The sequence below is a fragment of the Stutzerimonas chloritidismutans AW-1 genome, assembly GCF_000495915.1.
GTDB lineage: Bacteria > Pseudomonadota > Gammaproteobacteria > Pseudomonadales > Pseudomonadaceae > Stutzerimonas > Stutzerimonas chloritidismutans.
In genome coordinates this window covers 1-23551 of the sequence record NZ_AOFQ01000011.1, presented here as the reverse complement: position 1 = coordinate 23551, position 23551 = coordinate 1, and the positions used below count along the sequence as shown (strand labels likewise).

The 23551-nt window shown below is 56.8% G+C and carries 33 protein-coding genes; 7 read left to right on the top strand and 26 right to left on the bottom strand.

The features are described from left to right. Nucleotides 1-42: 42 nt before the first annotated feature. Nucleotides 43-576 (top strand): DNA-3-methyladenine glycosylase family protein, encoded by a 534-nt coding sequence (locus F753_RS29400; protein ID WP_167332056.1) that lies wholly within the window; start codon nt 43-45, stop codon nt 574-576. Between the two features lie 444 nt (nt 577-1020). Here the strand turns inward: F753_RS29400 and F753_RS29395 are convergent, their stop codons facing one another. Next, nucleotides 1021-1902 carry an AbiTii domain-containing protein gene (locus tag F753_RS29395; protein ID WP_023444271.1) on the bottom strand — a complete coding sequence of 294 codons (882 nt, stop codon included), beginning with the start codon at nt 1900-1902 and terminating at the stop codon, nt 1021-1023. A 450-nt stretch (nt 1903-2352) separates the two neighbouring features. On the opposite strand from F753_RS29395, the gene F753_RS29390 reads away from it, so the two are divergent. Beyond that, nucleotides 2353-2652, top strand: a complete 300-nt coding sequence (locus F753_RS29390) for a hypothetical protein (RefSeq protein WP_209320142.1) — start codon at nt 2353-2355, stop codon at nt 2650-2652. Here F753_RS29390 and F753_RS29385 read toward each other — a convergent pair. Further along, nucleotides 2636-2878: a hypothetical protein gene (locus F753_RS29385; RefSeq protein WP_023444269.1), complete on the bottom strand. Its 243-nt coding sequence runs from the start codon at nt 2876-2878 to the stop codon at nt 2636-2638. The genes F753_RS29390 and F753_RS29385 overlap by 17 nt on opposite strands. Nucleotides 2879-3196: 318 nt before the next feature. On the opposite strand from F753_RS29385, the gene F753_RS29380 reads away from it, so the two are divergent. From F753_RS29380 to F753_RS29370, 4 genes are read left to right on the top strand one after another with little or no spacing between them, the layout of a single operon-like run. Further along, nucleotides 3197-3478 (top strand): hypothetical protein, encoded by a 282-nt coding sequence (locus tag F753_RS29380; RefSeq protein WP_023444268.1) that lies wholly within the window; start codon nt 3197-3199, stop codon nt 3476-3478. Next, nucleotides 3465-3698, top strand: coding sequence for a hypothetical protein (locus F753_RS29375; RefSeq protein WP_023444267.1), 234 nt, complete (start codon nt 3465-3467; stop codon nt 3696-3698). Before F753_RS29380 ends, F753_RS29375 begins: the two co-directional genes overlap by 14 nt. Next, the gene (locus F753_RS48755) at nt 3695-4129 is read left to right on the top strand and encodes a hypothetical protein (RefSeq protein WP_023444266.1); all 435 of its coding nucleotides are present in this window, start codon (nt 3695-3697) and stop codon (nt 4127-4129) included. The genes F753_RS29375 and F753_RS48755 overlap by 4 nt, the downstream gene beginning before the upstream one ends. A 9-nt stretch (nt 4130-4138) precedes the next feature. Continuing rightward, nucleotides 4139-4381 (top strand): hypothetical protein, encoded by a 243-nt coding sequence (locus F753_RS29370; protein WP_023444265.1) that lies wholly within the window; start codon nt 4139-4141, stop codon nt 4379-4381. 919 nt (nt 4382-5300) lie between these two features. Here the strand turns inward: F753_RS29370 and F753_RS0124650 are convergent. From F753_RS0124650 to F753_RS29295, 19 genes are all read right to left on the bottom strand, one after another. Next, a complete protein-coding gene (locus F753_RS0124650; protein WP_156924019.1) occupies nt 5301-6047 on the bottom strand; it encodes a hypothetical protein in 747 nt (248 codons plus the stop codon). A 279-nt stretch (nt 6048-6326) separates the two neighbouring features. After that, nucleotides 6327-6569, bottom strand: a complete 243-nt coding sequence (locus F753_RS29365; RefSeq protein WP_023444263.1) for a hypothetical protein — start codon at nt 6567-6569, stop codon at nt 6327-6329. 101 nt (nt 6570-6670) lie between these two features. Continuing rightward, entirely contained in the window at nt 6671-6931 is a 261-nt protein-coding gene (locus F753_RS29360; protein WP_156924018.1) for a hypothetical protein, read from the bottom strand. Nucleotides 6932-7071: 140 nt separating this feature from the next. Continuing rightward, the gene (locus tag F753_RS29355; RefSeq protein ID WP_031297268.1) at nt 7072-7356 is read right to left on the bottom strand and encodes a hypothetical protein; all 285 of its coding nucleotides are present in this window, start codon (nt 7354-7356) and stop codon (nt 7072-7074) included. A gap of 2 nt (nt 7357-7358) precedes the next feature. Beyond that, nucleotides 7359-7571 carry a hypothetical protein gene (locus F753_RS29350; RefSeq protein WP_023444260.1) on the bottom strand — a complete coding sequence of 71 codons (213 nt, stop codon included), beginning with the start codon at nt 7569-7571 and terminating at the stop codon, nt 7359-7361. A gap of 31 nt (nt 7572-7602) precedes the next feature. Beyond that, the gene (locus tag F753_RS29345; protein WP_156924017.1) at nt 7603-7995 is read right to left on the bottom strand and encodes a hypothetical protein; all 393 of its coding nucleotides are present in this window, start codon (nt 7993-7995) and stop codon (nt 7603-7605) included. A 102-nt stretch (nt 7996-8097) separates the two neighbouring features. Then, entirely contained in the window at nt 8098-8415 is a 318-nt protein-coding gene (locus tag F753_RS29340) for a hypothetical protein (protein ID WP_023444258.1), read from the bottom strand. Beyond that, a complete protein-coding gene (locus F753_RS48750; RefSeq protein WP_167332055.1) occupies nt 8412-9167 on the bottom strand; it encodes a lytic transglycosylase domain-containing protein in 756 nt (251 codons plus the stop codon). Before F753_RS48750 ends, F753_RS29340 begins: the two co-directional genes overlap by 4 nt. Then, entirely contained in the window at nt 9139-9333 is a 195-nt protein-coding gene (locus F753_RS49700; RefSeq protein WP_167332054.1) for a hypothetical protein, read from the bottom strand. Before F753_RS49700 ends, F753_RS48750 begins: the two co-directional genes overlap by 29 nt. Then, nucleotides 9330-9698 (bottom strand): hypothetical protein, encoded by a 369-nt coding sequence (locus F753_RS29335; RefSeq protein ID WP_023444256.1) that lies wholly within the window; start codon nt 9696-9698, stop codon nt 9330-9332. The genes F753_RS49700 and F753_RS29335 overlap by 4 nt, the downstream gene beginning before the upstream one ends. Then, nucleotides 9679-11094, bottom strand: a complete 1416-nt coding sequence (locus tag F753_RS48745) for a TrbI/VirB10 family protein (RefSeq protein ID WP_023444255.1) — start codon at nt 11092-11094, stop codon at nt 9679-9681. Before F753_RS48745 ends, F753_RS29335 begins: the two co-directional genes overlap by 20 nt. Before the next feature lie 9 nt (nt 11095-11103). Next, nucleotides 11104-11946, bottom strand: coding sequence for a TrbG/VirB9 family P-type conjugative transfer protein (locus F753_RS29330; RefSeq protein ID WP_031297264.1), 843 nt, complete (start codon nt 11944-11946; stop codon nt 11104-11106). A 2-nt stretch (nt 11947-11948) separates the two neighbouring features. Next, on the bottom strand, nt 11949-12719 hold the full coding sequence (locus F753_RS29325) for a hypothetical protein (protein ID WP_023444253.1): 771 nt from the start codon (nt 12717-12719) through the stop codon (nt 11949-11951). Between the two features lie 12 nt (nt 12720-12731). Beyond that, a complete protein-coding gene (locus F753_RS29320; RefSeq protein WP_023444252.1) occupies nt 12732-13829 on the bottom strand; it encodes a hypothetical protein in 1098 nt (365 codons plus the stop codon). Further along, a complete protein-coding gene (locus F753_RS29315; protein ID WP_156924016.1) occupies nt 13826-14233 on the bottom strand; it encodes a hypothetical protein in 408 nt (135 codons plus the stop codon). Before F753_RS29315 ends, F753_RS29320 begins: the two co-directional genes overlap by 4 nt. 89 nt (nt 14234-14322) lie before the next feature. After that, on the bottom strand, nt 14323-15171 hold the full coding sequence (locus tag F753_RS29310) for a hypothetical protein (protein ID WP_023444250.1): 849 nt from the start codon (nt 15169-15171) through the stop codon (nt 14323-14325). A 1-nt stretch (nt 15172) separates the two neighbouring features. Next, a complete protein-coding gene (locus tag F753_RS29305; protein ID WP_023444249.1) occupies nt 15173-17719 on the bottom strand; it encodes a VirB4 family type IV secretion system protein in 2547 nt (848 codons plus the stop codon). A gap of 2 nt (nt 17720-17721) precedes the next feature. Continuing rightward, the gene (locus F753_RS29300; protein ID WP_023444248.1) at nt 17722-18042 is read right to left on the bottom strand and encodes a hypothetical protein; all 321 of its coding nucleotides are present in this window, start codon (nt 18040-18042) and stop codon (nt 17722-17724) included. Between the two features lie 3 nt (nt 18043-18045). After that, entirely contained in the window at nt 18046-18420 is a 375-nt protein-coding gene (locus F753_RS29295; protein ID WP_023444247.1) for a hypothetical protein, read from the bottom strand. 98 nt (nt 18421-18518) lie between these two features. Between F753_RS29295 and F753_RS29290 the strand changes: the two genes are divergently transcribed. Then, complete coding sequence (locus F753_RS29290) at nt 18519-18764, top strand: hypothetical protein (protein WP_023444246.1); 246 nt, start codon at nt 18519-18521, stop codon at nt 18762-18764. A 198-nt stretch (nt 18765-18962) separates the two neighbouring features. On the opposite strand, the gene F753_RS48740 is transcribed toward F753_RS29290, so the two are convergent. From F753_RS48740 to F753_RS49695, 5 genes are all read right to left on the bottom strand, one after another. Then, entirely contained in the window at nt 18963-19454 is a 492-nt protein-coding gene (locus tag F753_RS48740; RefSeq protein WP_023444245.1) for a hypothetical protein, read from the bottom strand. Between the two features lie 33 nt (nt 19455-19487). Beyond that, complete coding sequence (gene radC / locus F753_RS29285) at nt 19488-19940, bottom strand: RadC family protein (protein WP_023444244.1); 453 nt, start codon at nt 19938-19940, stop codon at nt 19488-19490. Nucleotides 19941-20406: 466 nt separating this feature from the next. Beyond that, on the bottom strand, nt 20407-20829 hold the full coding sequence (locus F753_RS29275; protein ID WP_023444242.1) for an antirestriction protein: 423 nt from the start codon (nt 20827-20829) through the stop codon (nt 20407-20409). 758 nt (nt 20830-21587) lie between these two features. Then, entirely contained in the window at nt 21588-22616 is a 1029-nt protein-coding gene (locus tag F753_RS29270; RefSeq protein ID WP_023444241.1) for a TadA family conjugal transfer-associated ATPase, read from the bottom strand. After that, nucleotides 22613-23551 (bottom strand): hypothetical protein (locus F753_RS49695; RefSeq protein WP_023444240.1); only part of this gene is annotated, 939 nt, incomplete at its 5' end. The genes F753_RS49695 and F753_RS29270, both read right to left, overlap by 4 nt.

Below are 23551 nucleotides of genomic sequence, written 5' to 3'. Positions count from 1 at the left end.
GTGATAGAGGCGGAAGCGTATCTAAGCCAGTCATGCAGAGTCATGGCTGGTTTGATACGCACACATGGCCCTTGCCGTCTTGCTGATCGTGAGTTTCGGCCTTTCCAGACGTTGGCCAATTCGATCATCAGTCAGCAGCTATCAGCCAAGGCCGCCGACACGATAGAGCGCCGAGTGCAGGCCATCGTGCCCGGTTTCACTCCTGCCGAGTTTCTGGCAGTCCAGCCCGAGGCGCTACGGGCTGCCGGGCTTTCATCGGCCAAGGCCCGCTACATCCTCGAACTGGCTCAGCGTGTCAGCGATGGGCGGCTGAACCTAGAGGCAATGCAGGAAGCGCCAGATGCGGACGTTATCGCTGCACTGGTGGATCTTCCCGGCATCGGTCAATGGACAGCGGAGATGTTCTTGATCTTCGGCCTTCGCAGGCCGGACGTGTTGTCTTTGGGGGATGCTGGTTTGCAGCGAGCGGCCCGGTTGCTGTTTGGGGATGATGCGAAGCTAGAGCGCGTGGGGCAGTCGTGGCAGCCCTTTCGTTCTGTGGCGTCTTGGTATCTCTGGCGACACTTGGACGCTTGACCATCCCCTGCCACCGAACCCGGGGTTTGGGGAGCAACGGAACAGAAAGTGCACTTAAGCCCAGCGCCTGCCCGCAAACCCTTGTGGCGTCTGGTTAGTTCGGGAAAACCATCCTTTTGTCGAACCCTGGCAGGCACTGACGCCAGGCCGTCCAAACGCATGAAAAGCAGTGCAGAAAAGTCGTTCAGTAAAACAAAGTCTGGATAACCGCCCCTATTTTCGGCAGCGGTGAACTCTAGCTAAGCCTTACGTTGGTTTTTGGTTCCACTGCTCCCCAAACCCCCAGCCCTAGGCTCAGTCCTCTCCCAGCCACCATACTGGTGATGACACTAGGTTCGTTCTGGCTGTGCTATGCAGGGCCACCCCAATATCTCTACAGACCCGCCTAATGGCGGGTTTGTTGTCGTTTCTGGCCCATCCCCAGCAACGCTAGATAGCTAGCTATCACAGCAGCGCCGTCAGGTACGGCAGCGCCTGCGCCGCAAGTACGCCACCTGCCGCGTTTTCCAACACGGCTTTGATGCTTCCTGCGGTCGCCTTGATGATGGCCCACTTGGGCTTCGGCGATGCAGCCTGAGCCTGCAATGTCGCCAGCTCTGCCTGCAATTCATCGCGCACCTCGGCTTCGATGCGTCCCTGCTGGATAGCATCGCGCAGCAGCTCAATCAAAGCTGACAGCGCAGCCATGTCACCGCCTGTTTGAGTCTGGGTCTGGTTAGAGCTATTCGATCCGATCTGAATTTGGGAGCCGCTTACGTCTCCGAAGTGGTAATGCTGCTGCTGCACAGTCTGCTTCTCCTGCTGAGTGAACGTCATGCCTTCCCCGAGCACGCCTTTAGCCTCCAGATCAAGCGCCCATTCGAGCACCCGACTCCGCACCTTCTCGATGACACCCTGCACCTGCACGGTGGAAAACCTGAGCGCCGGGCGCATCGTCACACCGTTCGCCTCGCGCATCATTTGCATCAGCGTGTGCTCGATGTTGGCCGGAAAGTGGCTGTAAATTCCGGTTGTGCTCTGAGCAAGCTGCATCAGCTCCGGCACCGACTGTCTTACAGCGAAGTCCGACAGCAGCTCGGCCATGTCTGGCGGCGCAAAAAACGGGATCGGGCCATGAATCGGGTTTTCGGCCATCAACTGCCCCTGTACCCGACGATAGTCCGGCACTTCCCCTGAGTAGTAGCCGTTCAGTTCGCTGCTGATCCAATCGACCAGCTCAGGCACGGCCAGACGCCGCGCAACAACCAGCGCCCGGCGTAACAAATCGCCGGGCGACACCGAGGCATCAATTGCCGCATTCACCAGTTCCGGGACAAGAGCAGGCATCCTTCCTCCAAATTCTTGATAGCTAGCTATATATCTAGCTCGTTATCATCCGTCATTTCGGGAGCAGTCGCACCGCTTTTGCACCCATCCTCTTTGATAGCTATCTAGCTAGCTATCAAACTATGTGGCGACATTGTGGTAACAAGGTGGAAGGCAACACCAAGCCACCACCATAGCGCCACCATCCCGCCACGCTGTCACCACACAGGCAGCACCATCTGACCACCTTGTCACCACCTTCTAACCACCAAGCGCACACCATCCCAACACACTCTCACCACCATATTTAGATAGCTAGCTATCTTGAAAGATATATAGCTATCTCAAGGTGTGGGCGTATATAAGACTGCTCCTACCTACGCGCCAGCATGGCTACCTATTGAGCTCCGGGAGGCGTCCATATAAGTTTCCTTAGCGTACGATTTTGTCCGTTTTCTCTACCGTCCCCTATTGGAAGCCATGAAGGCCGGGGCCGATGTAGTTTTCGACCCTCACGGCGCCGAAACTGAACCTTTCATCGCCGAGGTGGAAATGCTCTTGGGCGGCGTCCCTGTGGTCACTTACTCGGACGGTACTGAACAGTTTTTGGATGACTCTGCAGAGCCGATTCATGCCTACTCGCCCCGGCTCGCAGCCGGCGAGCTGGAAGAGTTCTGCAAGGCGAACATCGAGAGGTACGAGGCATTCAACGCAGAGCATGGCGACGAAAAGCTCATGACTGAGCGCGTTCCCCTCACTCGGTTCTGGTGAAACGCCCTGCAGGATCCGCGCGGCCGGCGCCGGCCGGTCGGCCGGTGGCCATGGCCACCAGCTCCAGCAGCTCGACCAGCGCCTGCAGGCGCTGATCGCCCGCCCTGTTTGTTTCCCGAGAGACGTACAGCACCAGGTTGTTTGTGTGTGCTGACGTACAGGCCCAGCCCGTCGCCTCGGCGCCGGCCAGGCCGGCGACAGGCGCAGAAACGAAAAAAGGCGCCATAGGCGCCTTTGTTCGTAAAGCTATCCGGACACCACTTGCGACCCGCCTTGCGCGGGTACGGCTTTCGCCGCTGGGAAGCGCTCAATCTCATCCGGTCAGTCGCTTCGATGTGTTCACATTAGTGAATCCACCGCCGCAGGTCAATCAAATTTGATCAACGGTCATCGTGCAAGGCAGCCGATTATGATTGCATTATTCTTCCCGGGCGCCGGCGCCGGCACACCAAATTGATTGCATTTCAGATAACGGAATGCAATCATTCTTTTCGATGGCCACAAGCTGCAGGCCGCGAGAATGATTGCATAATGAGGACACCTGATGGCACTGACAATCCGAGACCTATCCGAGGCTGACATTGCTAGCTTCCAGGAGTTGACCGGCAAGAAAACCGCATCCGGCGCGCTAATCCAGGCCGCGCAGATTGGCGTTACCGCTTCGGCTGAGCTGAAGCGGGCCCGGCAGACCATCAAGACGCTGCAAGCTAACCTCGACACCTACCGCCAAACACTCCAGCAGCTAACGCCGCTGTGCCTAAAGGTGGTGGATCTGGCCGCTCAAAAGGATCTGTTCCTGGAGGAAACCGGGCATGACAAAAATTGAACTGATTGCCACCCGCCTTCCCTGGCTCAGAAACGTTGTGTCGGTATGCCAGTTCGTGGCGCTGCTGAGCCTCCTGCTAGGCCCGTTCATTAAGGCTGAAGCGTCGGGCGTGGACTGGCTGTTTTTCGCCATAGCGATCCCGATGACAGTGTTTGCGCTTCTTTGGGAATACTTCACTCGCGTGGTGTCCACGCGGCCGACGCAGGAGTCGCAGCAGTGAACGACCACCAGCCATGGATCCAGCACTACCGCGCCAACGGCGTTGTGCTCAATGAAACTGACTACGGCTACGGGCCCGTCTTCATCCTGGGCGATGACCTGGCAGAGAAAGAGCAGCAGTACGTCATCAAGATCAGCCCTAGTCGCCCGGACGGTGGCCGGCGCCTAGCTGTAGCCGTCGCCCTGCAGTGGTCGGATAAACAGCCCGGTGAAATAGCGGATTACACCCTGCAGCCAGAGAGCAGCTGCCTCGACTGCGCCCCCGGCGAACTGGAAATAAGCGACAGCGGCCTGCTGAGCATGATGGCCAGGCAAGACACAGCATCGAGCATTCACTATTGCTGTGGCTGGATGCTGCAACTGCCAATCGCCTACGTCGAACCCGCACGCCAGGCTATCGCCTTGGCGATAGCTGCCCTTCCGAAAGAGTGATCACCCCTGATGAAGCCCGAGCCCGCCGAGAAAGCCAGCGATACGCCTGAAATGATTGAGCTGCACGCGCCTGGCGGCGTTGTCATCTATGTGCCTGCTGGCGATTGGGAGGAAGGAACTATGCCCGACCCTCAGCCCTGCGCTAATTACGGGGCCCTAGAAATACTCAGCGAGTATGAAGAATTGATGCTTTGCGACCCCTGCCACATGTGGTTTTCCATCTGCGACGATCACGCAAGTAACGATTTCTGATTGCATTCCTTCATCCTGGTGGATCCTCGAGGACGGAAAAACGATTGCAAACGCCCTGCAGGATCCGCGCGGCCGGCGCCGGCCGGTCGGCCGGTGGCCATGGCCACCAGCTCCAGCAGCTCGACCAGCGCCTGCAGGCGCTGATCGCCCGCCCTGTTTGTTTCCCGAGAGACGTACAGCACCAGGTTGTTTGTGTGTGCTGACGTACAGGCCCGGCCCGTCGCCTCGGCGCCGGCCTGGCCGGCGACGTGCTCCAGCTCCAGCAGCTCGACCAGGATCCGCCACCAGCGCCCGCCAGGGCGCCGCCCTTGAGCGTAGAGCGGTCAAGTTGAATGGCGGGGGCCCCGCCGCGCAGCGGTGGGTTCCGCGCCCGTAGGGCCGCCGCAGGCGCATTCTGCTTGACGGCGCGCAGCGACCACACAGCCTCAGCTAGGGAGGTAGGGGGCGCTCTTCCCCCTGCCTCCCGACGCCTCGCGGGCGAGAGCGGGGTTTACAAGGGGCGGCGCCCCTTGGTGTTGATCTGCCGTCCAGGGTGCAACCCTGGCCTGCCCGGAGGGCGCTCTTAGACCTGCAGGTGCAGGGAGGCGCAGCCCCCTGCCGAGGGTTCGGGGCGAGTAGCCCCGAGTTGCCGCGCCGTGCCGAAGGCACGAAGTGCGCGGGCATCACCCGGTGGAGCGTAGCGACACCCCCTCTTCTGATGTTTTTAAAGCGTCCTGATTAAGGGCCGACACTTAAATTGAATGACCCCGACACTTAACTTCTTCCTTCCCGCGCGCGTGCGCGCAAGGTGGCGCCGCGGGGCGCCGCACACTCGGGAAAATCCTTTTTGGTGGTGGTTGCCGGCATCGAGGTCGCCGGCATCGATGCCGAAAGGCTCCTGCAGGCGTAGGTCAGGCAGGAGGGGGCTCCAGCTGGTGGGTCAGCCGGCTAGCTTCTTGGTCAGGATCGCTTCTGCGATTCGTCGGCACTCTGCGCCGTCTCTGGTGGGGTCTTCCTGCTTCAACGCCATCACCAGGTCATTGAGCATCCTCCCATAGGTCTCAGCGTCCACCCTCGGGGGTGCCGAGGCACCTGGGGCGCTTCGACGAGGCAGGCCGTCATGGGTGCGCTTGCCGACAACCAACATGCGGCCTATGGCCAAGGCGCTACGAGACCACTGCCCAAGGTTGCCGCCTTGCTTTCTCGCCTTCTTGGCCAGGCGCTCGCTAGCGCGCTGACGCTCATGCTTCAGCCATTTGAGCAGACCGAACGCGCCGAACAGGAGAGAGTTGACCGCCTTCACAGCGGCCAGCCCTTTGTAAGATCCATCCTCCTGCAGCTGCCTCGGCTGCGAGACGGTGAGGATATTGCCGAACTTGAGGTCTGCGACAGCGCGCTCGATCCGGCGAAGGCCCATGCCAGTAAATTGAGCCAGAAACTCAAAGGTCAGCGACTGGAAACCTGAAGAGGTCGGCACGCCGCATCGCAGCGACGTTAAGTCGGTGTATTCCAGGATTGCATTCAACACCAGAATGCACGCCTCACGGCGCTCGCTGCGCTGCTGTCGCTTGCTGCGATTGGCCGCATTCAGAGAAGGGAGACGGGATGGCGAGCGGTAGTATTGGCGCACTTCTTCCTGAAGGCGCTGCAGGATCTTCGGCCGATTATTCAGCGTCGAGGGCTTCACCAGCTCCAGTCGCGGGGCGCCCGGTTGGTGGCCACAGAAGTTCCCGCCATTGTTTACGCGCGGAACATACGTCCTTGTGTTTATCGACATAGCCCCCCGCCTGTTCGGCGGCGAGCTATCGATAAACGGCATTTTTCAAACTTGCGCGCAGGCGCAGTGATAGCCATAATCAGCTCACCAAGTCAGGGAACAGGTGTCCTCCGCCAAGATTCAACCTGTTCTAGTTTTCCCAAAAAGCCCGGTTACCAGCCGGGCTTTTTGGTTTCTGGTCTTAAGTCTCTACGCTACTTGAAGCCTCACTTCACGAAAGCCGACGCGGGCCGCGTCGGCACTTACCGATTCCAAGCTCTTGTAGATCTTCTGTCTGGTGGATCGCGCGATAGTCATGTATTCGTGCGCGCCATCGGCGCGCTCGACCATCAGCACCCAGGCACCCTTTTCGAGAGGGGCCGGGGCCACAATCGCCGCCCGTAGGGCTCCCCCCTCAAACAGCTTGCGCATCGCAGAAAGGTCCACTGCCATCGCACCCTCATTCATGCTCGATCTGGTAAACCGATTGAAGACTAAGCGCGAAAACATGAAATTGCAAATTCATGAGCATGGTTAGGCAAATTCGTGCAGCGTCAGCGGGCTCCAGCCAGCTCGAAATCCTCAGGCAACGACACGGCCACGGTGCGAAAACCTATCCGGTAGGCATCCATCATCGCCGCGTTCACCCGGTTATAGGTCTTCACCTGGCTGCTCTGTGCAGCGAGCGTCACGGCGACAACCTCTCCGCTCTGCTTGGTGACCTTCAGCAGCCAGCCAGCACCATCGGCCGGCTCAACGGTCGCGCTGGCCAGCACGCCACTGTCAAAAAGTTCTTTCAAGAATGCTAAGCGCACGATTCATCCTTTCTACTGCTCGTTCTCAAGAGGCCGGGCGCTGCCCGCCTCTCGCGCCGCCTTCGGCGGCTTCTCTCCAACCCGCTCTCGCCCGCGAGGCGTCGGGAGGCAGGGGGAAGAGCGCCCCCTACCTCCCGCCTTCAGGCTTTACGCCCCTCCAGGCCGTCAAGGGGCCGTGTCCTCGCCCTTCCAGGGCTGCGGGCCGCACCTACCCCTTGACCGCCTTCCAGGGCATCCTGGAGCCCTACAGGCACCCTCAGCCACAGCAGCTTGTCGGCATGAACAACTAGATCCACCACCTGCGCCCTCTCCAAGCGGCGCGACAGCGCTGCCGGCAGATCCAGCACCTGGATCAGGTCGGCAGCGGCAGCACTAGATGTTGTGTCGATCGGATCCTCCGGCGACACCATATCTAGTGTTTTCACGGTCAGTCCTGAGCCTTGGGCTCGTGTACGCGCAAAACCAGCCTGCCACTCACGGCTATTCCTGGAGTTAGCTCGATGTTGATGCCCTTCCCATCGCCATTGGTGAATCCTGCGCCTACGCGCGTCCAGTGGGTTTTACGATCATCCTCGGGCCCGTATTCATGCGCGATCAGAGCGTCATAGCGGGTCTTCTGTGCAGCCTCTTTGCTTGCCATTGCGATACACCTCGTTGATGGTTGTTTGCTCTTAAGGCTCGCCGTACAGGGCAAGCTTTGCTTCTTCGACAGCCTCGGCCGAGGCGTCGGCCAGGTCGTCCATTGACGCATCCTGGTAGCCGCTGGCTGCCAGGAACACAGCCCCATCAAGCGGGGGCATGGATCTAGCTAGGCTGTGAACTTTGCAGGCACAGTCGTAGTTCCATTGCTCGAAAACCTGGCTATATCTGACGCCTTGCACGACCTCGGCCGCGAGATCCTGAGCCAGGACGTAACGGCCCTTGTGGTGCAACAGCACCTTGCCGGCCACCTCGGTCAATTCAGCCCCGGTAACGCCCTTGAGCTGCGCTAGGTAGAAGTCACACCAGGTCTCAACACTGCGACGGTGATCGGCGAGCCATTTCTTGTCGTCATCAGTGAGCATCGTTTCATCCTCGTAATTGGTGCCCGGATGCCCCAGGCCGCTCACCACTAAGCAGGTGACGCAAACCGCTAGGCTCAACATCAGCGAGCGGTTATTCGTGCTCTACTGGGTAGAGCCCTCATTGGCGCGTCGCTGCCCTTCCTGCAGGTAACGCTCTTTATCGCTGTCGCTCACACTGAAACTTGGAGAGTCCTTGCAATAGGTGCGGATCTTTTTCTTCTTTTTGTAAATCATCGGCGGTTGCCAGCACTTCTGATAAACTTTCGGGCACTCGCCTTCAGTGAATCCGGTAGTTGCGCACATCTTCCAGGCACCGCGCATGTCGTTCTTATCGTTCCAATCAAAGTCGAACTCACTTCCAGCGAACGCATTACCGACCAAAGCGACCGCTATAACTATGCCACTCAATAACTTTTTCATCCGTTACGTGCCTCCATTTTGGCCAAGCCAGCTTTAATACGGCTGACATAGTTTTGCGTTTCCGCATATGGGGGAATGCCGTTGTATTTCTCGACCGCACCAGGGCCGGCATTGTAAGCCGCTAAAGCAAGATCGATTACGTTGAACCTGGCAAGCATATCGGCAAGATATTGAGTGCCAACTTTGATATTCGACTCAGGATCAAACGGATCAATGTTGAATTGGCGAGAAAGATCATCACTGACTTGCATCAGGCCCTTATTACCTTTGGGGCTTACCGCATCGGGGTCATACTGCGACTCTGCAAGAATTAGCTGATGTACCAGGGCCGGATCGAGGTTGCGCTTTTTGGCGTACTTAGCGACTAGCTCAGCATAAGGAGAGTCCGCCAAGTTGCTCGGCGGCACGCCAAAGAGGCTTGACCCATCATCACCGCGCTGCAGTTCAGGCGGCGCGACAGGCTGCGGCTCAGCCCGCTTGAAGGCATCCCGCATAGCATTGATCTGCTCTTGCGACCAGCTGCTGCGGCGGTTGTCTTGCATGAAGCCCGAGAACTTCGGCGCCGCACCTACCGCCCCACCTGGAGCCCCTGTCACGCCAGCCTGAGGCGCCTGAGGCGCCTCAGGAAACAGATACTCGTACAGCTCAGCCGCCTCGTCCTGCTCTGCTTCTGCAGCAGCAGTACCGACCAGGCAAAGCGCGAGCGCTGCCGCCAGCAGCGCCTTAGTTGGTAACAGCAGGGAGAACGACATAATTAACTTGCTCCGGCTCGTTATCGAAGCCCACGGGGCGAGTAAGATCCCGATAGACAACATTTCGGCTGGTGAGATTGAAGAAGTCGCCAGTACCAACCACCTTGGTCGAATTACAGCCAGTCAGGACAGAAATAAGCGCCAGGCCAATTAACGTTTTTTTCATGACTTGCTCTCCGAGAAGGAAATAAGCTTGTGATTTCTGTCAATGACAATCCAGTTGTCATTACCAATCAAAATCTGCAACGCATCAATGATTGGCATTGTTCTATGTACTTTCGCAATTGGCGGAATCTTGCGCTGATAAATACTGATCGCATCTTTCGGCGCAGGGTGCGCAATCACCAGCTGGTAGCCTGTCGGCTCCAGCAGATAAAGAGCGGCATCGCCAACAGTCCGAACGTCTTCAGGATAAACCGTGCGCGCATAAAGACTCAGTGGATCGATTTGAATTGGCTGCTCGTCTGCCGCCATTGAAAAGGCCGGCATGATCGCCAGAAAAACCAGCGCCTTAATCAACATATTTTGCATAAAGATCGCTCCAAGGCTCTACATACATTTCTTCTTCCACAATTACGCGGAAAGACTGACCAGGCCGAATCGTAATTGTCGGGACAATATTCAAATACTTTTGAATGAGCGGCGAGAACTCTCTGCGCGCATTTTCTCCAACATCACCGGCATAACTACCCTCTTCATCACCCGTTCCGCTATAGCTAGATTCACTGCTGATAAGTGCATATGCAGCGACTCCCAGGAACTGAGCCATAAAGTGGTAATCCACCTGGTCTTCAATTGCGCCAACGCCTTCACGATCAACGGCTGCCGCTTTCGTGAAGTCGATTACATCGCCATTAGGCAGCACGCCTTCTTTAACCAGGAATGCAACACGATTAGAAATCGCTTCGTTTACGTTGCGGGTGCGGGCAACGCCAATATTAATTTCTGTACCTTTGGGGAACAGAACATATTGACGACTAATGTCATAAACATCGTGACTGACAATTGCCTGCAGCGATCCGGTCGTATAGTCGGATATCGCCTTACGCATTAACGTTGTTGGAATAACCGTGCCCGGTGGCACTTTTAACTTTCCGGCAATATCGGCGTTGTACTTGTTGGATTTGGTGAAGCCAACAACATTCTCCGGCGCTCGACTGAAGCTGCTGGTTAGCTGCTGCAGCTGCTCTTTGGCCGGCCCCTGGCCAGCGTCCGCCCGGCCGGCCGCACCAGGCAGGCTAGCAGCCCCCTTACTCGCTAGATCCGCGCGTAGGCGCTGTGCCTCTTCGATACGGCGGCGAACCTCTGCGCGTCGCTCTTCCAAGCTCCCGTTCTCGTTGAACGGGCGATTGAGCGAATCCAGGGCGCCCACCAGGTCGCCATCAGCACTCTCGGTGCGCATCGAGCTCGCTGACGATCCTGTGGCAGGTGAAGAGGACACATTGGATCCCGCCTTACCCAGGTTGCTCTTCTGGAGCCCCCAAGCGCTCTGCGCGCTTTGCAGGGCGCGCAGACGCTCACGCTGCTCCCATTGACGCATGGCCTTCTCAGCGGCCGACAGCGTAGCTTCCCCCCCCCCCTGCCCCGCCTCCACAGAGCTTTGCCCGCGCTGTGCTAGCTGATTAAAGGACTCTTCCAGGGGCGTAAGAGCAGCCTCCGGCTGTTCTTCCGCCTGACGGCTCGGCCGGCGGTTTGCTACAAGCTGGCTGAACTGGTCTGCTCGATCACCTGACTGGCCTGCCTGTTGTTCTTGAGCGGGCTCCTGTTTGGCCGGCTGCTTGTTACCCATCTTGGAAAAGATGTTGATAAGCGTCAGAACAAAAAGCAGGGCCAGGACTACGCCAAATGCGATACCAAGCCAGAGTTGCAATTTACGGCGGTAAGTTGCTGGCTTTTCATCAATGCGCGGGGCGGCTTCTTCGGTCATATATCCCCCTTAGAACTCACCGTTTGTACGACCATCGGCGCGCGCAATGCTGATTTTTGCGTCATCAACTCGCAGGGTGAACTTCGGATAAATACCCGAAATCACATACATGCCATAAGCGTCGTCGTATTTAGTCGGAACAATTGCGTTCTTCTCGCCAACTTCTGTTTCAACAGACAGAAGTCCGCGATTCGGTTGGAACAGGCGGATATAGGTAAAACGGCCATCATCATAAACATCGGAAATCAGGCCCTGAGCAGCAAACCCCTTACCCTGATCCCAGCTATAGCGGGTATATACGTGATAACGGAAGCGGCGCAGCGCTTCCATAACGGCCTTGCGCTTGTCGTCTTCAGCATCCCGGCGTTGCTGCTGCAACTGTTGCTGCAGACTTGCAACTTGAGCGCTCGCCGCTGCTGACCCTTGAGCCAACAGCGAAGACTGGTGGTTCAAGGCTGCCCGTGCGCCTGTGCTGAAGAACATGCCATCTGCAACGACCTTGACGCATACGTCATTGCGGGCCGCGTCGTCTACGCGATTTGCCACAATGTCATAAGCGTTGCCATCAGCCGTCCAGGCGCGAATAACCGCCTTCTGGCCCTGCTCTTCACGACTATTCGGCTTGATCATTACCTGGTTCGCCGCGCCCTCTGCGTTCCACAGGTCGGAGCTGCGCACAGGGTCGGTAATGTTGTCGGCCGGCAACTCAACTCGGGTACCGAGGTTGAGGGCGCTGTTGATTTGAATAATGCTGTCAGGCTTCCAGTGAATAACACGGCAGGTAGAGGCTTGGGCTCCCACAGCCATCATCATCAGCATAGAAACACTGATCGCGGAAAGTTTCTTGTTCATCATTAGTTAGCCTCTGCACTGGTGTAACTGGATGGATCTTCAATAAGTTCAGCCTGGACAATCTCCACCCCAACAGGGTTGACGCGCAGCCAGGATTTTTTCTTGCTAGCAAGTTCTTTTTTAGGCAACAGCCGCCACTGCGCCCGCAAAATAAGCTTTTCAACACCATTGGGCTTAACCAAACCAGTTGCTGTCTTGGTTGTCCTGGTGAAGTAGATATTTGAGCGGATTACTTCGCCATTTTGCTTATCGAACACCGCAGGTATCTTGTCGTAGTGGTCGGAGAATCCCCACTCAATTTCAATGCGATCTGCATTTTTATTGACGGAAATATCAGCCGCTTTCTGTGCCGCATTAAACCCACCGGGCTGAGTGCTCACAAAATCGTTATACATAGGCTGCGACATAAATACGCCAGCCATCCCATAATCACGCTTGATCGTTTCCGGCTGCTGGCCATAACGCGACTTAATATAAGTCTCGAATGCCTGATCGATGGTCGCCCGAAAGTAGAGCTGTTCATCTTCTGGCGCAAAACCGTCAACGTCAGAGGTGCCATCTGGATAGAGCTTCACATAAAGCAGCTCTGTGTTGTTCTCCGCCTTCTTAAAGCCGTACCAAGCGAATGCAATCGAGAAGATCACTGCAAACACTTGCAGCAAGCAGAGGACGAACCAGCGATTACGCTCCGCGCGCAACTGTGAGTTTTGCTTTGGTTTATCGGTTTGCGCCTGAACCGTCTTGAGTTCGGCGTCATCCAAACGTGCGTTCATAACAACGCCTCCTTACCTGAGAAACTTACGAATAGCCATGTTGGTGGCCTTACCCAATCCGCCGCTGAGATTGCCAACTCCGCCCGCAATCATTGAGGCAAAAGCAAAAGACGACAGAATAAATAGGATCGCTATTAGCAACATTGCGGAAGCATCAGCCAAAAGGTACATATTCTCTTTGGCAATCTGGACAACCTGAGCCGGATCCCCATAATCACCCGCGAACGTCACGCCGATGCTTTCCAGGATCGACTTAATAGTGATGGCCGCGACAACCATCGTCGCCTTCAGGATTATCAAAAGAAAAACAAATCCGCAGAAGAACTTAAACCATCCATCAAATAGCGGCCGAGTAGCAGGCAACAACAAGAACGGTATGAATATCAATCCTGTTACCTTGGCCAGGGCATACCCAAATTCAGCCCACATAGAAGCCAGCCAAAAAACCATATCCAGCACAGCGCATACAATGAACCACTGCCCCGCATAGATAATTAGCCTGATGGAATCAAACACGTCCAGGTCATCAAGAACAACAGCGCCCAGCGCTTTATTCAGCCACTGCGACAAAAAGAAGTTATCCGTATTTCCGACAAGGTATTGTTGATACCCATTTGAAAGACCAACCCCAACACCCCAAATAGCTTCAGTAAATGCGTTGTAACCCCCCATCAGTCCGAGGGTTAGGAAGAAATAGCAAAGCGCTTCCAAATGAGAGGCCGCGTTAAATCCTTCAAATATGAACTTCACGAACTCGGCAAACATCAAGAGAAATGCCAGAGCCAGAAACATCATCCAAGACCAGGTGTAAATATCATTTCCGGTGTCTTGCATGATGCCGTTTACAAAATCGGCCAGCGCCCCATCGAATATTCCGCGCATTGTTTCGGACAAAGCGGCCTCAGCCGGCTGCATGAACGCCAAGGGCATCAGAAAGGCAACCGCCAGCCCCAGCGACAGCACCAGCGAGCGGCGTTGCTTCGGATCGATACGCTTCAAAAGGGGCGCAGGAGCGCCCTCTCCTGAGCGCTCTACGGCGACGCTCCGCCAGGCCATGACCATGACGCCAGCCAAACAGAGCGCAACCAGAAGACTCATTATCTGGATCACTCTGCCCCCCCTTTCCCGAGCGGGCAGCGGCGCACGATATTTGCGGTCTGGAAACCCTTGCACTCCATGAACCACGGATCGTCCTGCGACTCGCGCACACCGAGGACGTTGACCTGGATCCACCAGCCTTCGGCCGCAACAGCCTTCTTCGTCACCACTCCTGTGCGCCGTGCGCTGAAATAACCGCCCTTCTTGGCGCCCTCCCACTCCTTCTGCAGCTCAATCAAGGTCGCTTCGGCCTGGGCCTTGCTCATGCCGCCGTAATGCTTCTTTGCGTAGGCATCCGACCCTCGGGCCGGATACCGCTCATTCGCCTTTGCAGTGAACTCAGCAACGCATTTGTCACGCTCGCCCACAGTGGCGAACCCTTTTGCCTGGCAGACCTTGATACCGTTCTGAATCATTTTCTCGCGTGCGCTTTCATCGCCCGCCACAGCAAAGCAAGAGAAAAGCACTGCGACAAAACCAACTATTAATCTATTCATTAGGCACCTCAGAAATTAACAAGCCGCGATTCATTAACGATGATCGGGCGAGTTTGGCGCGCTTTAACTTCGTTCAAAGTTGCACGACGCCCCAGGTTTTGGTTTGAGAAATAGTGAGACTCCATTTGATTAGAGTATTGGAGCTGGGCGTTATTTATCGCGTTCTGCTGCTGCAACGCCTCAATCACCAGTTCGTTTTGCTCAGCCATTACCTGCAGCGTTGCAAGATGGTCTTCCGCCCCGAGCGCTGCACGCTTGCTGGACACATCCCCATAGCGCTCCATCTGCACTTCAAGTTCGTCAACCATGTCCTCGACAAACATGCTTTGGCCAACTGCCAACTGCTCGCGCGCATAACTCTGGCGTGCCGTCTCAGTGATATGCTGCAAAGAATTGGCGTCATAACCGAGCGACGCCAATTCATCCTCTATGTCGCCCAAGCGCCCCGCGCGGTGATACAGGTTTTCCAGGTCGCGGTTGACCTTGACCCATCGAGTAGAGTCGAAGTCCGGTTTCATGCCGGGATAGCTATTGATAATGTGCCCATAGCGAGCGTAAATCTGCTCCCACTGCCTCTTATCAATGCGGCTCTTCAAGCCCTCCATCTGGCGCAGCATGTGGTCGTACTCGCGCATGGTTTGCTCGTACAACTTAATCGCCTCTGCCAACTGGCTTTCATTAAGCACCGTTTGAGACATCAGCTCTTCATAGTGCAGCAGCTGGTTCATGTAGTCGGTAACTGCCTGAGCAATAGAGGCAACGTCAACGACCGGAAAACCACTGGCATTGACAGTAACCGGCGCAACACTGACAACAGCCGCCGCAACAGCAGCCCGCAAAGTAGCTTTAAGTTTCATTTCACTCTCCCTTAAAGATGCGACTTACCATTTGCTTAACCGCTTCATCAATATCATTCGGATATTGCTCAAGCATCTGTTTAACAATGACTGCCTCGGTCGGACGACTAGTGGCAATCACATATTCTTCAGGCGCAACATTGATATTTACCGTTTTGGAAATTCCAACTTCACGCTGGATGATGTAAGCCTGCTTGCGAGGCGTCAGCGAAGCGATTGCTTCGCACTCACCATCCTTGAGTTGAAACGCTTTCTGGTACAGCTCTTTATCCATTTCCTGGTCTGGCATAAAGATCCAGGTCGAGGCCGAGCTACGCAAAGTGTTCCACTCTGGAATATTCATGTAGTGCTCAGGGCTTTGAGTCCAGAAGCCCATACCCCCAAAGTGCTTGAACCAAGTTCTTGCCTTTGCAACCGCACGCTCAACTGATCCAGGAATGCCAAAAATGTATTGGGCTTCATCAATTTCCAGGAATTTAGGAACGCTGCGATATTTCGGATTCTCAAACAGCCGAATGACACGATAAAAAATTTCGTTCATCACCAGCTGGGCCAGCTCCGGCATATCTTTCACACCGGCCAGGTTGTATACGGCCAAGCGCTTATCCATCTGGCCGATACCGTCAACTTCGTTATCGAAAAGATTTCCGTACATTCCACCCCGCACCCAGCGGCCCAGCTTCTGCTTCAAGCCCTGAGAGCAGTGATCAGCCAGCGAACTCATGTTCTGCATCTGAGGCGGCAAGTGGAGTACCGCCTGCAGGGCGCGGTCGAGGTCACGTTGTTCATGCGCATCCAAACTGCGCAGCGCCTCGCTGTCATTCAGCTTCAACATGATGCGAATTTGCGACAGCATGTGGTGAGTGAAATGCGCGTCATCCGCCCCGGCCGACGCCACGAACGGATTGAAACCGCGATCAGTTTCCGGGTTCTCGATACGGAAAATGCCGCCGTCATCCTTGAAGAACATCGCTAGCGGTTCATCACCTGGATCCACACCGATTGACTGGTACAGCGACCCCAGCCCCTGGCCGTTGCCGTACTTCATAAAATGGCCGGCCATGACGTTCTTGGTGAATGACTTCCCGGAGCGTGTCGGGCCAACCCCAAGCACCAGGCACTTATCGCCAATGAATGGGGTGTAGTGAAACGGCGTGCCGTCATCGCTTTCCAGGATGTAGATTGCTTCTTCCCTGCTCTCCCCCCAGCTCTTGATGCCTTCGCTGCTCTTGAAAACCAGTGACGTAGCGCCGGCCTGAGAGGTAGTGAATTCGGAGCTACGAAAGCAGCGATTCGGGTAGCCAGGCAGCAGCATCGGGAAGAGGTCGATCTGTCCAGCACTCTCCCAAACAGGATGAAACCCGCTTTGCGTTAGTGCGGTGGCCATCTGACGACAAGTCTGGCGAAGCTTGGCCGGATCACGGTCGAAAACGATGACATGCGAATGGAAATGCCCGTAGCGATCAGGGGTATTCGCTGCCTCCTCCAGCTCCTCGACCTTCTTTTTGAGGATCCCGCTCTCGTTGACCTTCCGCTCAATTTCCGATGAAACATCGTCGCCCTTCATCAGCGACGACAGCTTCATTTGGCTGCGATGCAGCTCGTTCTCTTTGCCTGTGAGCATCAACGCCTTCTGCAGCGCAGTCAGCGGACTGAAGCGGGTCATCACCAGATAGTTACCGCGCTGCAGGATGGGCTTAACGTCCCCCTTCCCCCACATGCCCTCCGGCACATACTCAGCGCCATAGCCCACCATCGAGGCGATGCGGGCATAAACGGGCTCGGCTCCCTCGATCTTCAGGCACTCCATGCCATCGATGTTGACAGGGTGAATGTCACCATCCGCCAACAACCGGTCCCAGTCGTCACCAGGAACAGCTTCGCCCAGGGCACTATCCAGGTACTCGGGGCGCAGATTGACCAGGGCGCGATATAACGCCCATTGACTTTGAATATCGAGACGCTGGTTGGATGCAGAGACAATCTGCAACTTCGCATCCAGATCTTCCAGGGAGCTATCCAGCAAATCGCACTGGCGGCGCAGCTCGTCTTGCTCCACCAGCCAAGCCCCCCAATTTGTAAACTTGGCCTTCAGCAGCTCCCGCGACTTCTTCTCAAAAGGCGCCGAGAAAAGCGCCTTGAGAGTGCCGGTGGCCAGCACCTTGTTGAGGTTCTCTGCGGTTGGCACTTCCAGCAGCCAGAACAGTCGCCCGCTGCTCAGGTTCCGTTCGCTATTGAGGAAGTCCATGCGCCGCTTCGACAGCATGTTGCTGCGTGGATTTTCCCGCTCACGGAGCGCGACCTTTGCCCCCTCGAAATGCCAGTAGTATTGCGAAACAACCAGATCCTGGTTGAGGGTCTGAAGCAGGTTGCGCAGCAGCACGGAGGCTTTTTCTAAGTCCCCCTCACTCAGCCCCTTGGGATCTATACCTGCCAGCTCCAAACCGCCGATTAGGCTGCCAGCGTGCGACAGGGTGAAGTCTTTCCAGGCTCCGGCAAGATGCAGCGCCTCATTGATCGGAGTGCCTTCGCGTGCTGCCTCACCCATGATTAGAACCCCTGATACCAAGCGAGCAGCAGGGCCAGGTTAAAGAGCGCAATGCCCCCAACACAGACGCGAGCAATCCAGGCAACAGCAGCAGAGCCGGCTTTCGGGGCCATCACCCACAGCGTGATGCCAGCAGCCGCGGAAATGAACACGATGAACAGAACGCCAGGCCCACCAACGAAGTTGACCAGCTCCTGCATGAAGCCAGCAAAGGCCGCGAGCGGGCCATCGCCCGGCGAGCCGAGGTCTACGTCATTGTTAGCCGCCAGGGCCAGCGGAGAGAGAAACAGGCTGGCGAGCAGCCAAAAAGCGCGATTCAGCATCGTTTAGTTCCTTTGTAAGGGTTGTGTGATGGTGGTTACTTGCAAGTTGCCGTCAGGACGGCGGGACAGCAGCAGCACCCGGCGCCGGACGCTGCGACTGACTGAGAGCCTGGCCGCAGCAAAGAGGCTGCGAATCCAGACCATGTAAGCCTCGGGGTCATCCTTGTGGACGAGGTAGACAGGAATCAGCACCAGGAGGCCGATAACCAGGCTTGAAGCGATCCCGAGATAGATGGGGAGATAGATGCAGAAAACGACAGCGGCGAAAGCCACTAGAAACATGGTTGCGATGAAAACCCGCGACGGAATTCCAAGGATTAAGTCCCGCTGCGTAAAGACCGCTTTATTTTTGAGGTTTGGGTTTCTATGCTCGGCCATTTATCAACAACTCCTTGTCTAGAAGTATACAGAGTTATGCGCATAACTATACACATATCTAGCGCTTTGGCAATGCCAAGCCCTGCCGGTATTGCTGCATGAGCAAATCAACGCCGACGAACATCACGCTTCCAGGGCAAGTCCTGGAGGACACGGATCAAAAATTGGTGGGCCCGCTGCAGTCCGAACGCTTTTTCGGACGACCATCGCGCTCGATGGTCATTAGGGCCTTGCTTGAAATCGCACTAGAGAACAGCGCTCGCTTCGACCCTCTGAAGCCCCGCGATTACGAGACCCTGAAGGGTGAGCTGCGCCGGATCCTGACGGATCGCACGGAGACTTAACTTGGCATCGTCCATTGACGCCTAACGACTGGCGGGGAGGAACTTACCCCGCCGGACTTCTATCGCCAAGACCTTCCACGTCAAAAAAACGAAATGTGCAACTTTCCTCACACATTTCAGCAGGTTACTAGCCAATATATTGGCGATTCATAGGGATATTTGCCGGCTTCCCATGTAAGCATTTTGCTATCCCCGATATCAGGCTAGCGCGTTCAAGGCATCGCGCAGAGCGGCCGCGACGCTGCCATATCCAGCACTGTCAGACCCTCCAGCTCGCGCCCCGTTGACCAGGTGCCGCCATTCATACCAGCCCATATCAGGCACCCCGTAAACCTCAACGACATTCACCATATCCAGGTCAAGCCGGAGCATGACCTGCTCACCAGTGCCTCGCGCCGCCTCGTCGCGCCACGCAGGCGCGGCCGGCCCGGAGAGATAGCCAATACCCGCCCGCTGACACAGCATCACCCAGCTGCTGTAGGCAATCTCTTCCTCGGCGGTAGTCCAGCGATTGACCTGCCGGCGCGACACCCCGAGGAAATCACCGGCCGACCGGGGATCGAGGCCAGCCATTTTCAGTATCTGCCGCACCTCAGGCGCAGTCGGCGCCGCCCACCCATCAACGAACAGGCGAAGACAGGCCCCGCGAACATACTCGGTCGGCACCTGGTAGGTTCCTTGAGTCTCCATAATTTTCTCCAGACGTGTGAAAGCGGCGGGCTGCTATAGCAGCCCGCTCTCTGCGAATGAATAGGATCGACTAGTACCGACCACGATGTGGTCAATCAGGCGAACATCCACAAGAGACAGTGCGTCTTTGAGCTTCGCGGTCAAATGACTATCAGCCCGCGAAGGCTCAACGCACCCGCTTGGATGGTTGTGCACGGCTATCGCAGCAGCAGCGTTGCAAGCAAGAGCTTCTTGCACCACTACGCGGGGATAGACGCTAGCGCTATCTATAGAGCCCTGAAAAAGGCGCTTAAAGCTTAATACCCGATGCTTAGCATCCAGGAAGAGCATACCGAAATGCTCATTGCTTTCCGCCCCTAACTGCAGACGCAGATAGCAACGCACCGCCTCAGGCGACTCTAGAACCGTTGTCCCCTGCAGCTTACGCTCCAGGATCTCCAGCGCCTGCGCGATTACGCCCCGTTCTTCATCGGTAAAGTGTTGCATGCGGAATTCTCCGTTTGTGACGCCGAGCCATTCGCACGGCACGGGCAGTATAGCCACCCTAAAGCCCTCTGAAATAGTCCCCTCGCTCCTGCAGCTCACGCTCAAGCAGCTCGTCAACAAAAAGCGGTGCCTGCTTCTGCAGGCGAGCTTCCAGGCGCTTGAGGCGCACTGACGCCTTACGCTCGGCCGTCCAACGCCTAACCGCCCTGGATTGCGGAAAGTCAACACACAACCCGTAACCCTGCGGCCTGGCTGCCCAGCATTCGAGAATCGCCTGCGGCGCTCTTTCACCAGGAGGCACATGCACCACCATAAGCTCCTGCCGCCCCGGGCACGGCGTATACGGCAGACACCAGCGCACGGAATACCGCCACCGAAGTTCTACCGCGCCCTGGGCATTTGCTTCGCTCGATTTCATCCTGGATCACCTTGCAGGTGGGCCCGGCACGCGCCGGGCCGAACTGCTTCAGTCGATGATATGGGCGATGGTGTCCCACTCGGCATGCTCGCGCGCGAACGCCAACAGCCAGTGATAATGATTCGCCAGGTCATCGGTCTGGTAGGTTGCCCATACGCGATTGAGCGCAAAGAGACAAGCAACGATGCCAGAGGCATCGGCGGTCAATTCGCCTTCGTTACCACTACCCTGACTTAGGAGCATAAGACGCTCAGGGGAAGTCGGCGCCATGTAAAAACCGCCATTTGACAGCTCGTAGAACTCCCAATACCCGCCCTCATAGGCGCTAGAAAGCTCACCCATGGCATCCATCACGGCATGCTCAACGACCATCATCAGACGGCCGAAATGGCGAGGCAGGGTGTTCAGGCGAGAGCGCACAGGGACGCGGCGAGAAGAGACGGTAACGAGGGTGTCTTGTTGCTGGGTCATGTCGGAATTCTCCGGTAGAGGGTCGAACCATTCGTCCAACCTACGAGGCCCATTATACGGCCACGCAATACGGCATTCAAGAAAAATGATTGCATTTTTCAGAGAAAGACCAGCTGCCGGCGCCGAATTATGATTGCAAAAACAGAAAGCGCAACCTCCCGCAATCATCCCCTACCCCACCCATACTGATTGCATTCCTTCATCCTGGTGGATCCTCGAGGACGGAAAAACGATTGCAAACGCCCTGCAGGATCCGCGCGGCCGGCGCCGGCCGGTCGGCCGGTGGCCATGGCCACCAGCTCCAGCAGCTCGACCAGCGCCTGCAGGCGCTGATCGCCCGCCCTGTTTGTTTCCCGAGAGACGTACAGCACCAGGTTGTTTGTGTGTGCTGACGTACAGGCCCGGCCCGTCGCCTCGGCGCCGGCCTGGCCGGCGACGTGCTCCAGCTCCAGCAGCTCGACCAGGATCCGCCACCAGCGCCCGCCAGGGCGCCGCCCTTGAGCGTAGAGCGGTCAAGTTGAATGGCGGGGGCCCCGCCGCGCAGCGGTGGGTTCCGCGCCCGTAGGGCCGCCGCAGGCGCATTCTGCTTGACGGCGCGCAGCGACCACACAGCCTCCCCAGCGAAGGGGCATGAACGGTTCGCCGGGCATGCCCCCCGAGCGACCGGGGCGGCCCCCGGCGCGGGTCCAGGGGCGCGCAGCCCCTGGGATGTTTGCCTGCCGTCCAGGGTGCAACCCTGGCCTGCCCGGAGGGCGCTCTTAGGTCGCGCGAACGTGCTCCAACCGTTCTTCATCAAAAAGAAAGATCGGAATAATTTTCTCGTCCTCGATCCGGCAAATATGCGTGACCTTCCGCCCCCACTTGTAACTCCGGGCGCAGTGAATCAGCAGCTGAACCCCGCCGAGCACCTGATGCCCAGCCAATTCGTAGCTCACCAACCCTGCAGAAGCGATCATGTACTGAATCCGCCGAACAGCATCGCCGGGGCCATTTGCATGAAGACTGCTCGCCCCACCCGTGTGGCCCGTGTTGCTCAACTGCAAAAACGCATCAGCAGCAGCAGCGTCACGAATCTCACCCACCCAACCACGGTCAGGTCGCTCCCGCAGCATCAACTTAATCAGCGCCGCTAGCGTGATTGGTTGAACCCCCTCCTTGGGGCGCCGCTTAGGCGCCTCATGCTCTACCGCACCCGGAAGCATCTGCTTCAAATGCAGTTCCATAGTGTCTTCAGCACTGATGACGCGCTCGCGCGGATCAATGAAGGTCGCACAAGCTCGTAGCACGGTAGTTTTACCGGAACCGGTATTGCCCGAGACAAGCATCGTATCGCCCGCCCGCACCCTCTCCCCGATGTAGTCAACCATTTCCTGGGTCAACGCCCCAAAACCGACAAGATCCTCAAAGGTATACGAAACGCGAGGCTTGCAACGAAGCGTTATGGTCGAGCCCCCCGGCGAGACAGCCGGCAATGTGCAGCACAAGCGCGAACCATCAGGAAAGCGAGCATCCAGAATCGGGTTATCTTCATCCACAAGCTGATTGAGGCGATTGGCGATCTGGTAGATCAGCTCTTGCAGCGCCCGCTCAGAACCGAAAGTTGCCTCGACACGCTCCAGCCGCCCACCTCGTTCAATCCAGATTTCGTCATAGCGATTAACCATGATTTCGGTGACTGCCTCGTCCTCGTAGTAAGGCATCAGCGGCTCAAAATAGTGGAGCAGCAAATCCCACCCGCGACGGTCATTTTCAGAGACAGAACCCACAGCTGTTTCAATCATGCTCATAGCGAATACAACCCCTCTACGGTAAAGGCAAAAAGATTCGACGCATGCACCTGGCTTGCATCGAAATTTCGACTCGTCTCAAGAACCAAACGGGTACTGCCTTCCCGCATCCGATAAATCGGCCAAACAGCCAAATCGAATTTCTCGCGGTAAAGCCTGCACAACGGCTCCCCAGGAAAGACGTACAGCACCCGGTCGTAATGCTCTGCTCGAATATTCTTCAGGTGAGACAAAAAAATGTTGAACACCCTGGCGCTCGACTTGTGGTTCAGCTCGACCTCCAAGGCGATTTTCTCTCCATTCTTCATGGTCAGAATCGCATCAGGGAGCCGCACCGTCCTGAGGTGCTTAAGTGTCTTCTCGGGACGGATTGACTCAACCTCAGGTAGTCGCCGAATGATCGCAGCCTGCACAGAGAACGAATGGACTAGCGACACCCAGGATGGAAGCCGGCGCCGACGCTTCAGCTCCAGCTCAGGCAACAGCATCAAGGCATACTCATAACCCGCTTCGCCAAGCCCATAGATCCGCCGACGAATTCCAGGCGCAATCTCGACCTGGACAAATCCAGACACCTCAAGGCGCTTGAAAAAAGCACTCTGGCCGTTTGCATCCACCCCCAGCATGTCAGCCAAGGTTTCGCGATCTGAATAGTCGAACCAAGCGAGCCACCGAATGACCGACTCCATTTTTTCCTTGCCACGATCCAGCGCTTCGGCCCGAGTCCATGAGGACACGGGCGTCGCTCCTTTTTGATCTAACTCCAACTCAACCTCCCAAACGAAGCGCGCAACCTGAAGCGAGCCCAGCCCGCCGAAGGCTGGGCGAGGGCAAAGCTCAGGGCTGCGCGCGAGAACACCGGCGAGAAAAACACCGACAAAGTGAGCAAGCGATGCGCAGGGCCAGCCCGCCGAAGGCTGGGCGAGGCCAAAGCG

Coding starts and splice junctions, on each gene's coding strand:
- F753_RS29270 (WP_023444241.1), bottom strand. CDS start 22,616: ATGAGCATGATTGAAACAGCTGTGGGTTCTGTCTCTGAAAATGACCGT.
- F753_RS29310 (WP_023444250.1), bottom strand. CDS start 15,171: ATGAAACTTAAAGCTACTTTGCGGGCTGCTGTTGCGGCGGCTGTTGTC.
- F753_RS48750 (WP_167332055.1), bottom strand. CDS start 9,167: ATGTCGTTCTCCCTGCTGTTACCAACTAAGGCGCTGCTGGCGGCAGCG.
- F753_RS48745 (WP_023444255.1), bottom strand. CDS start 11,094: ATGACCGAAGAAGCCGCCCCGCGCATTGATGAAAAGCCAGCAACTTAC.
- F753_RS29370 (WP_023444265.1), top strand. CDS start 4,139: ATGAAGCCCGAGCCCGCCGAGAAAGCCAGCGATACGCCTGAAATGATT.
- F753_RS29275 (WP_023444242.1), bottom strand. CDS start 20,829: ATGACCCAGCAACAAGACACCCTCGTTACCGTCTCTTCTCGCCGCGTC.
- F753_RS29385 (WP_023444269.1), bottom strand. CDS start 2,878: ATGGCGCCTTTTTTCGTTTCTGCGCCTGTCGCCGGCCTGGCCGGCGCC.
- F753_RS29375 (WP_023444267.1), top strand. CDS start 3,465: ATGACAAAAATTGAACTGATTGCCACCCGCCTTCCCTGGCTCAGAAAC.
- F753_RS29335 (WP_023444256.1), bottom strand. CDS start 9,698: ATGCAAAATATGTTGATTAAGGCGCTGGTTTTTCTGGCGATCATGCCG.
- F753_RS29395 (WP_023444271.1), bottom strand. CDS start 1,902: ATGCCTGCTCTTGTCCCGGAACTGGTGAATGCGGCAATTGATGCCTCG.
- F753_RS29350 (WP_023444260.1), bottom strand. CDS start 7,571: ATGGCAAGCAAAGAGGCTGCACAGAAGACCCGCTATGACGCTCTGATC.
- F753_RS29305 (WP_023444249.1), bottom strand. CDS start 17,719: ATGGGTGAGGCAGCACGCGAAGGCACTCCGATCAATGAGGCGCTGCAT.
- F753_RS29300 (WP_023444248.1), bottom strand. CDS start 18,042: ATGCTGAATCGCGCTTTTTGGCTGCTCGCCAGCCTGTTTCTCTCTCCG.
- F753_RS49700 (WP_167332054.1), bottom strand. CDS start 9,333: ATGAAAAAAACGTTAATTGGCCTGGCGCTTATTTCTGTCCTGACTGGC.
- F753_RS29330 (WP_031297264.1), bottom strand. CDS start 11,946: ATGAACAAGAAACTTTCCGCGATCAGTGTTTCTATGCTGATGATGATG.
- F753_RS29340 (WP_023444258.1), bottom strand. CDS start 8,415: ATGAAAAAGTTATTGAGTGGCATAGTTATAGCGGTCGCTTTGGTCGGT.
- F753_RS29380 (WP_023444268.1), top strand. CDS start 3,197: ATGGCACTGACAATCCGAGACCTATCCGAGGCTGACATTGCTAGCTTC.
- radC (WP_023444244.1), bottom strand. CDS start 19,940: ATGCAACACTTTACCGATGAAGAACGGGGCGTAATCGCGCAGGCGCTG.
- F753_RS29365 (WP_023444263.1), bottom strand. CDS start 6,569: ATGGCAGTGGACCTTTCTGCGATGCGCAAGCTGTTTGAGGGGGGAGCC.
- F753_RS29315 (WP_156924016.1), bottom strand. CDS start 14,233: ATGATTCAGAACGGTATCAAGGTCTGCCAGGCAAAAGGGTTCGCCACT.
- F753_RS29290 (WP_023444246.1), top strand. CDS start 18,519: ATGAGCAAATCAACGCCGACGAACATCACGCTTCCAGGGCAAGTCCTG.
- F753_RS29345 (WP_156924017.1), bottom strand. CDS start 7,995: ATGCTCACTGATGACGACAAGAAATGGCTCGCCGATCACCGTCGCAGT.
- F753_RS29400 (WP_167332056.1), top strand. CDS start 43: ATGGCTGGTTTGATACGCACACATGGCCCTTGCCGTCTTGCTGATCGT.
- F753_RS48740 (WP_023444245.1), bottom strand. CDS start 19,454: ATGGAGACTCAAGGAACCTACCAGGTGCCGACCGAGTATGTTCGCGGG.
- F753_RS29295 (WP_023444247.1), bottom strand. CDS start 18,420: ATGGCCGAGCATAGAAACCCAAACCTCAAAAATAAAGCGGTCTTTACG.
- F753_RS29325 (WP_023444253.1), bottom strand. CDS start 12,719: ATGAACGCACGTTTGGATGACGCCGAACTCAAGACGGTTCAGGCGCAA.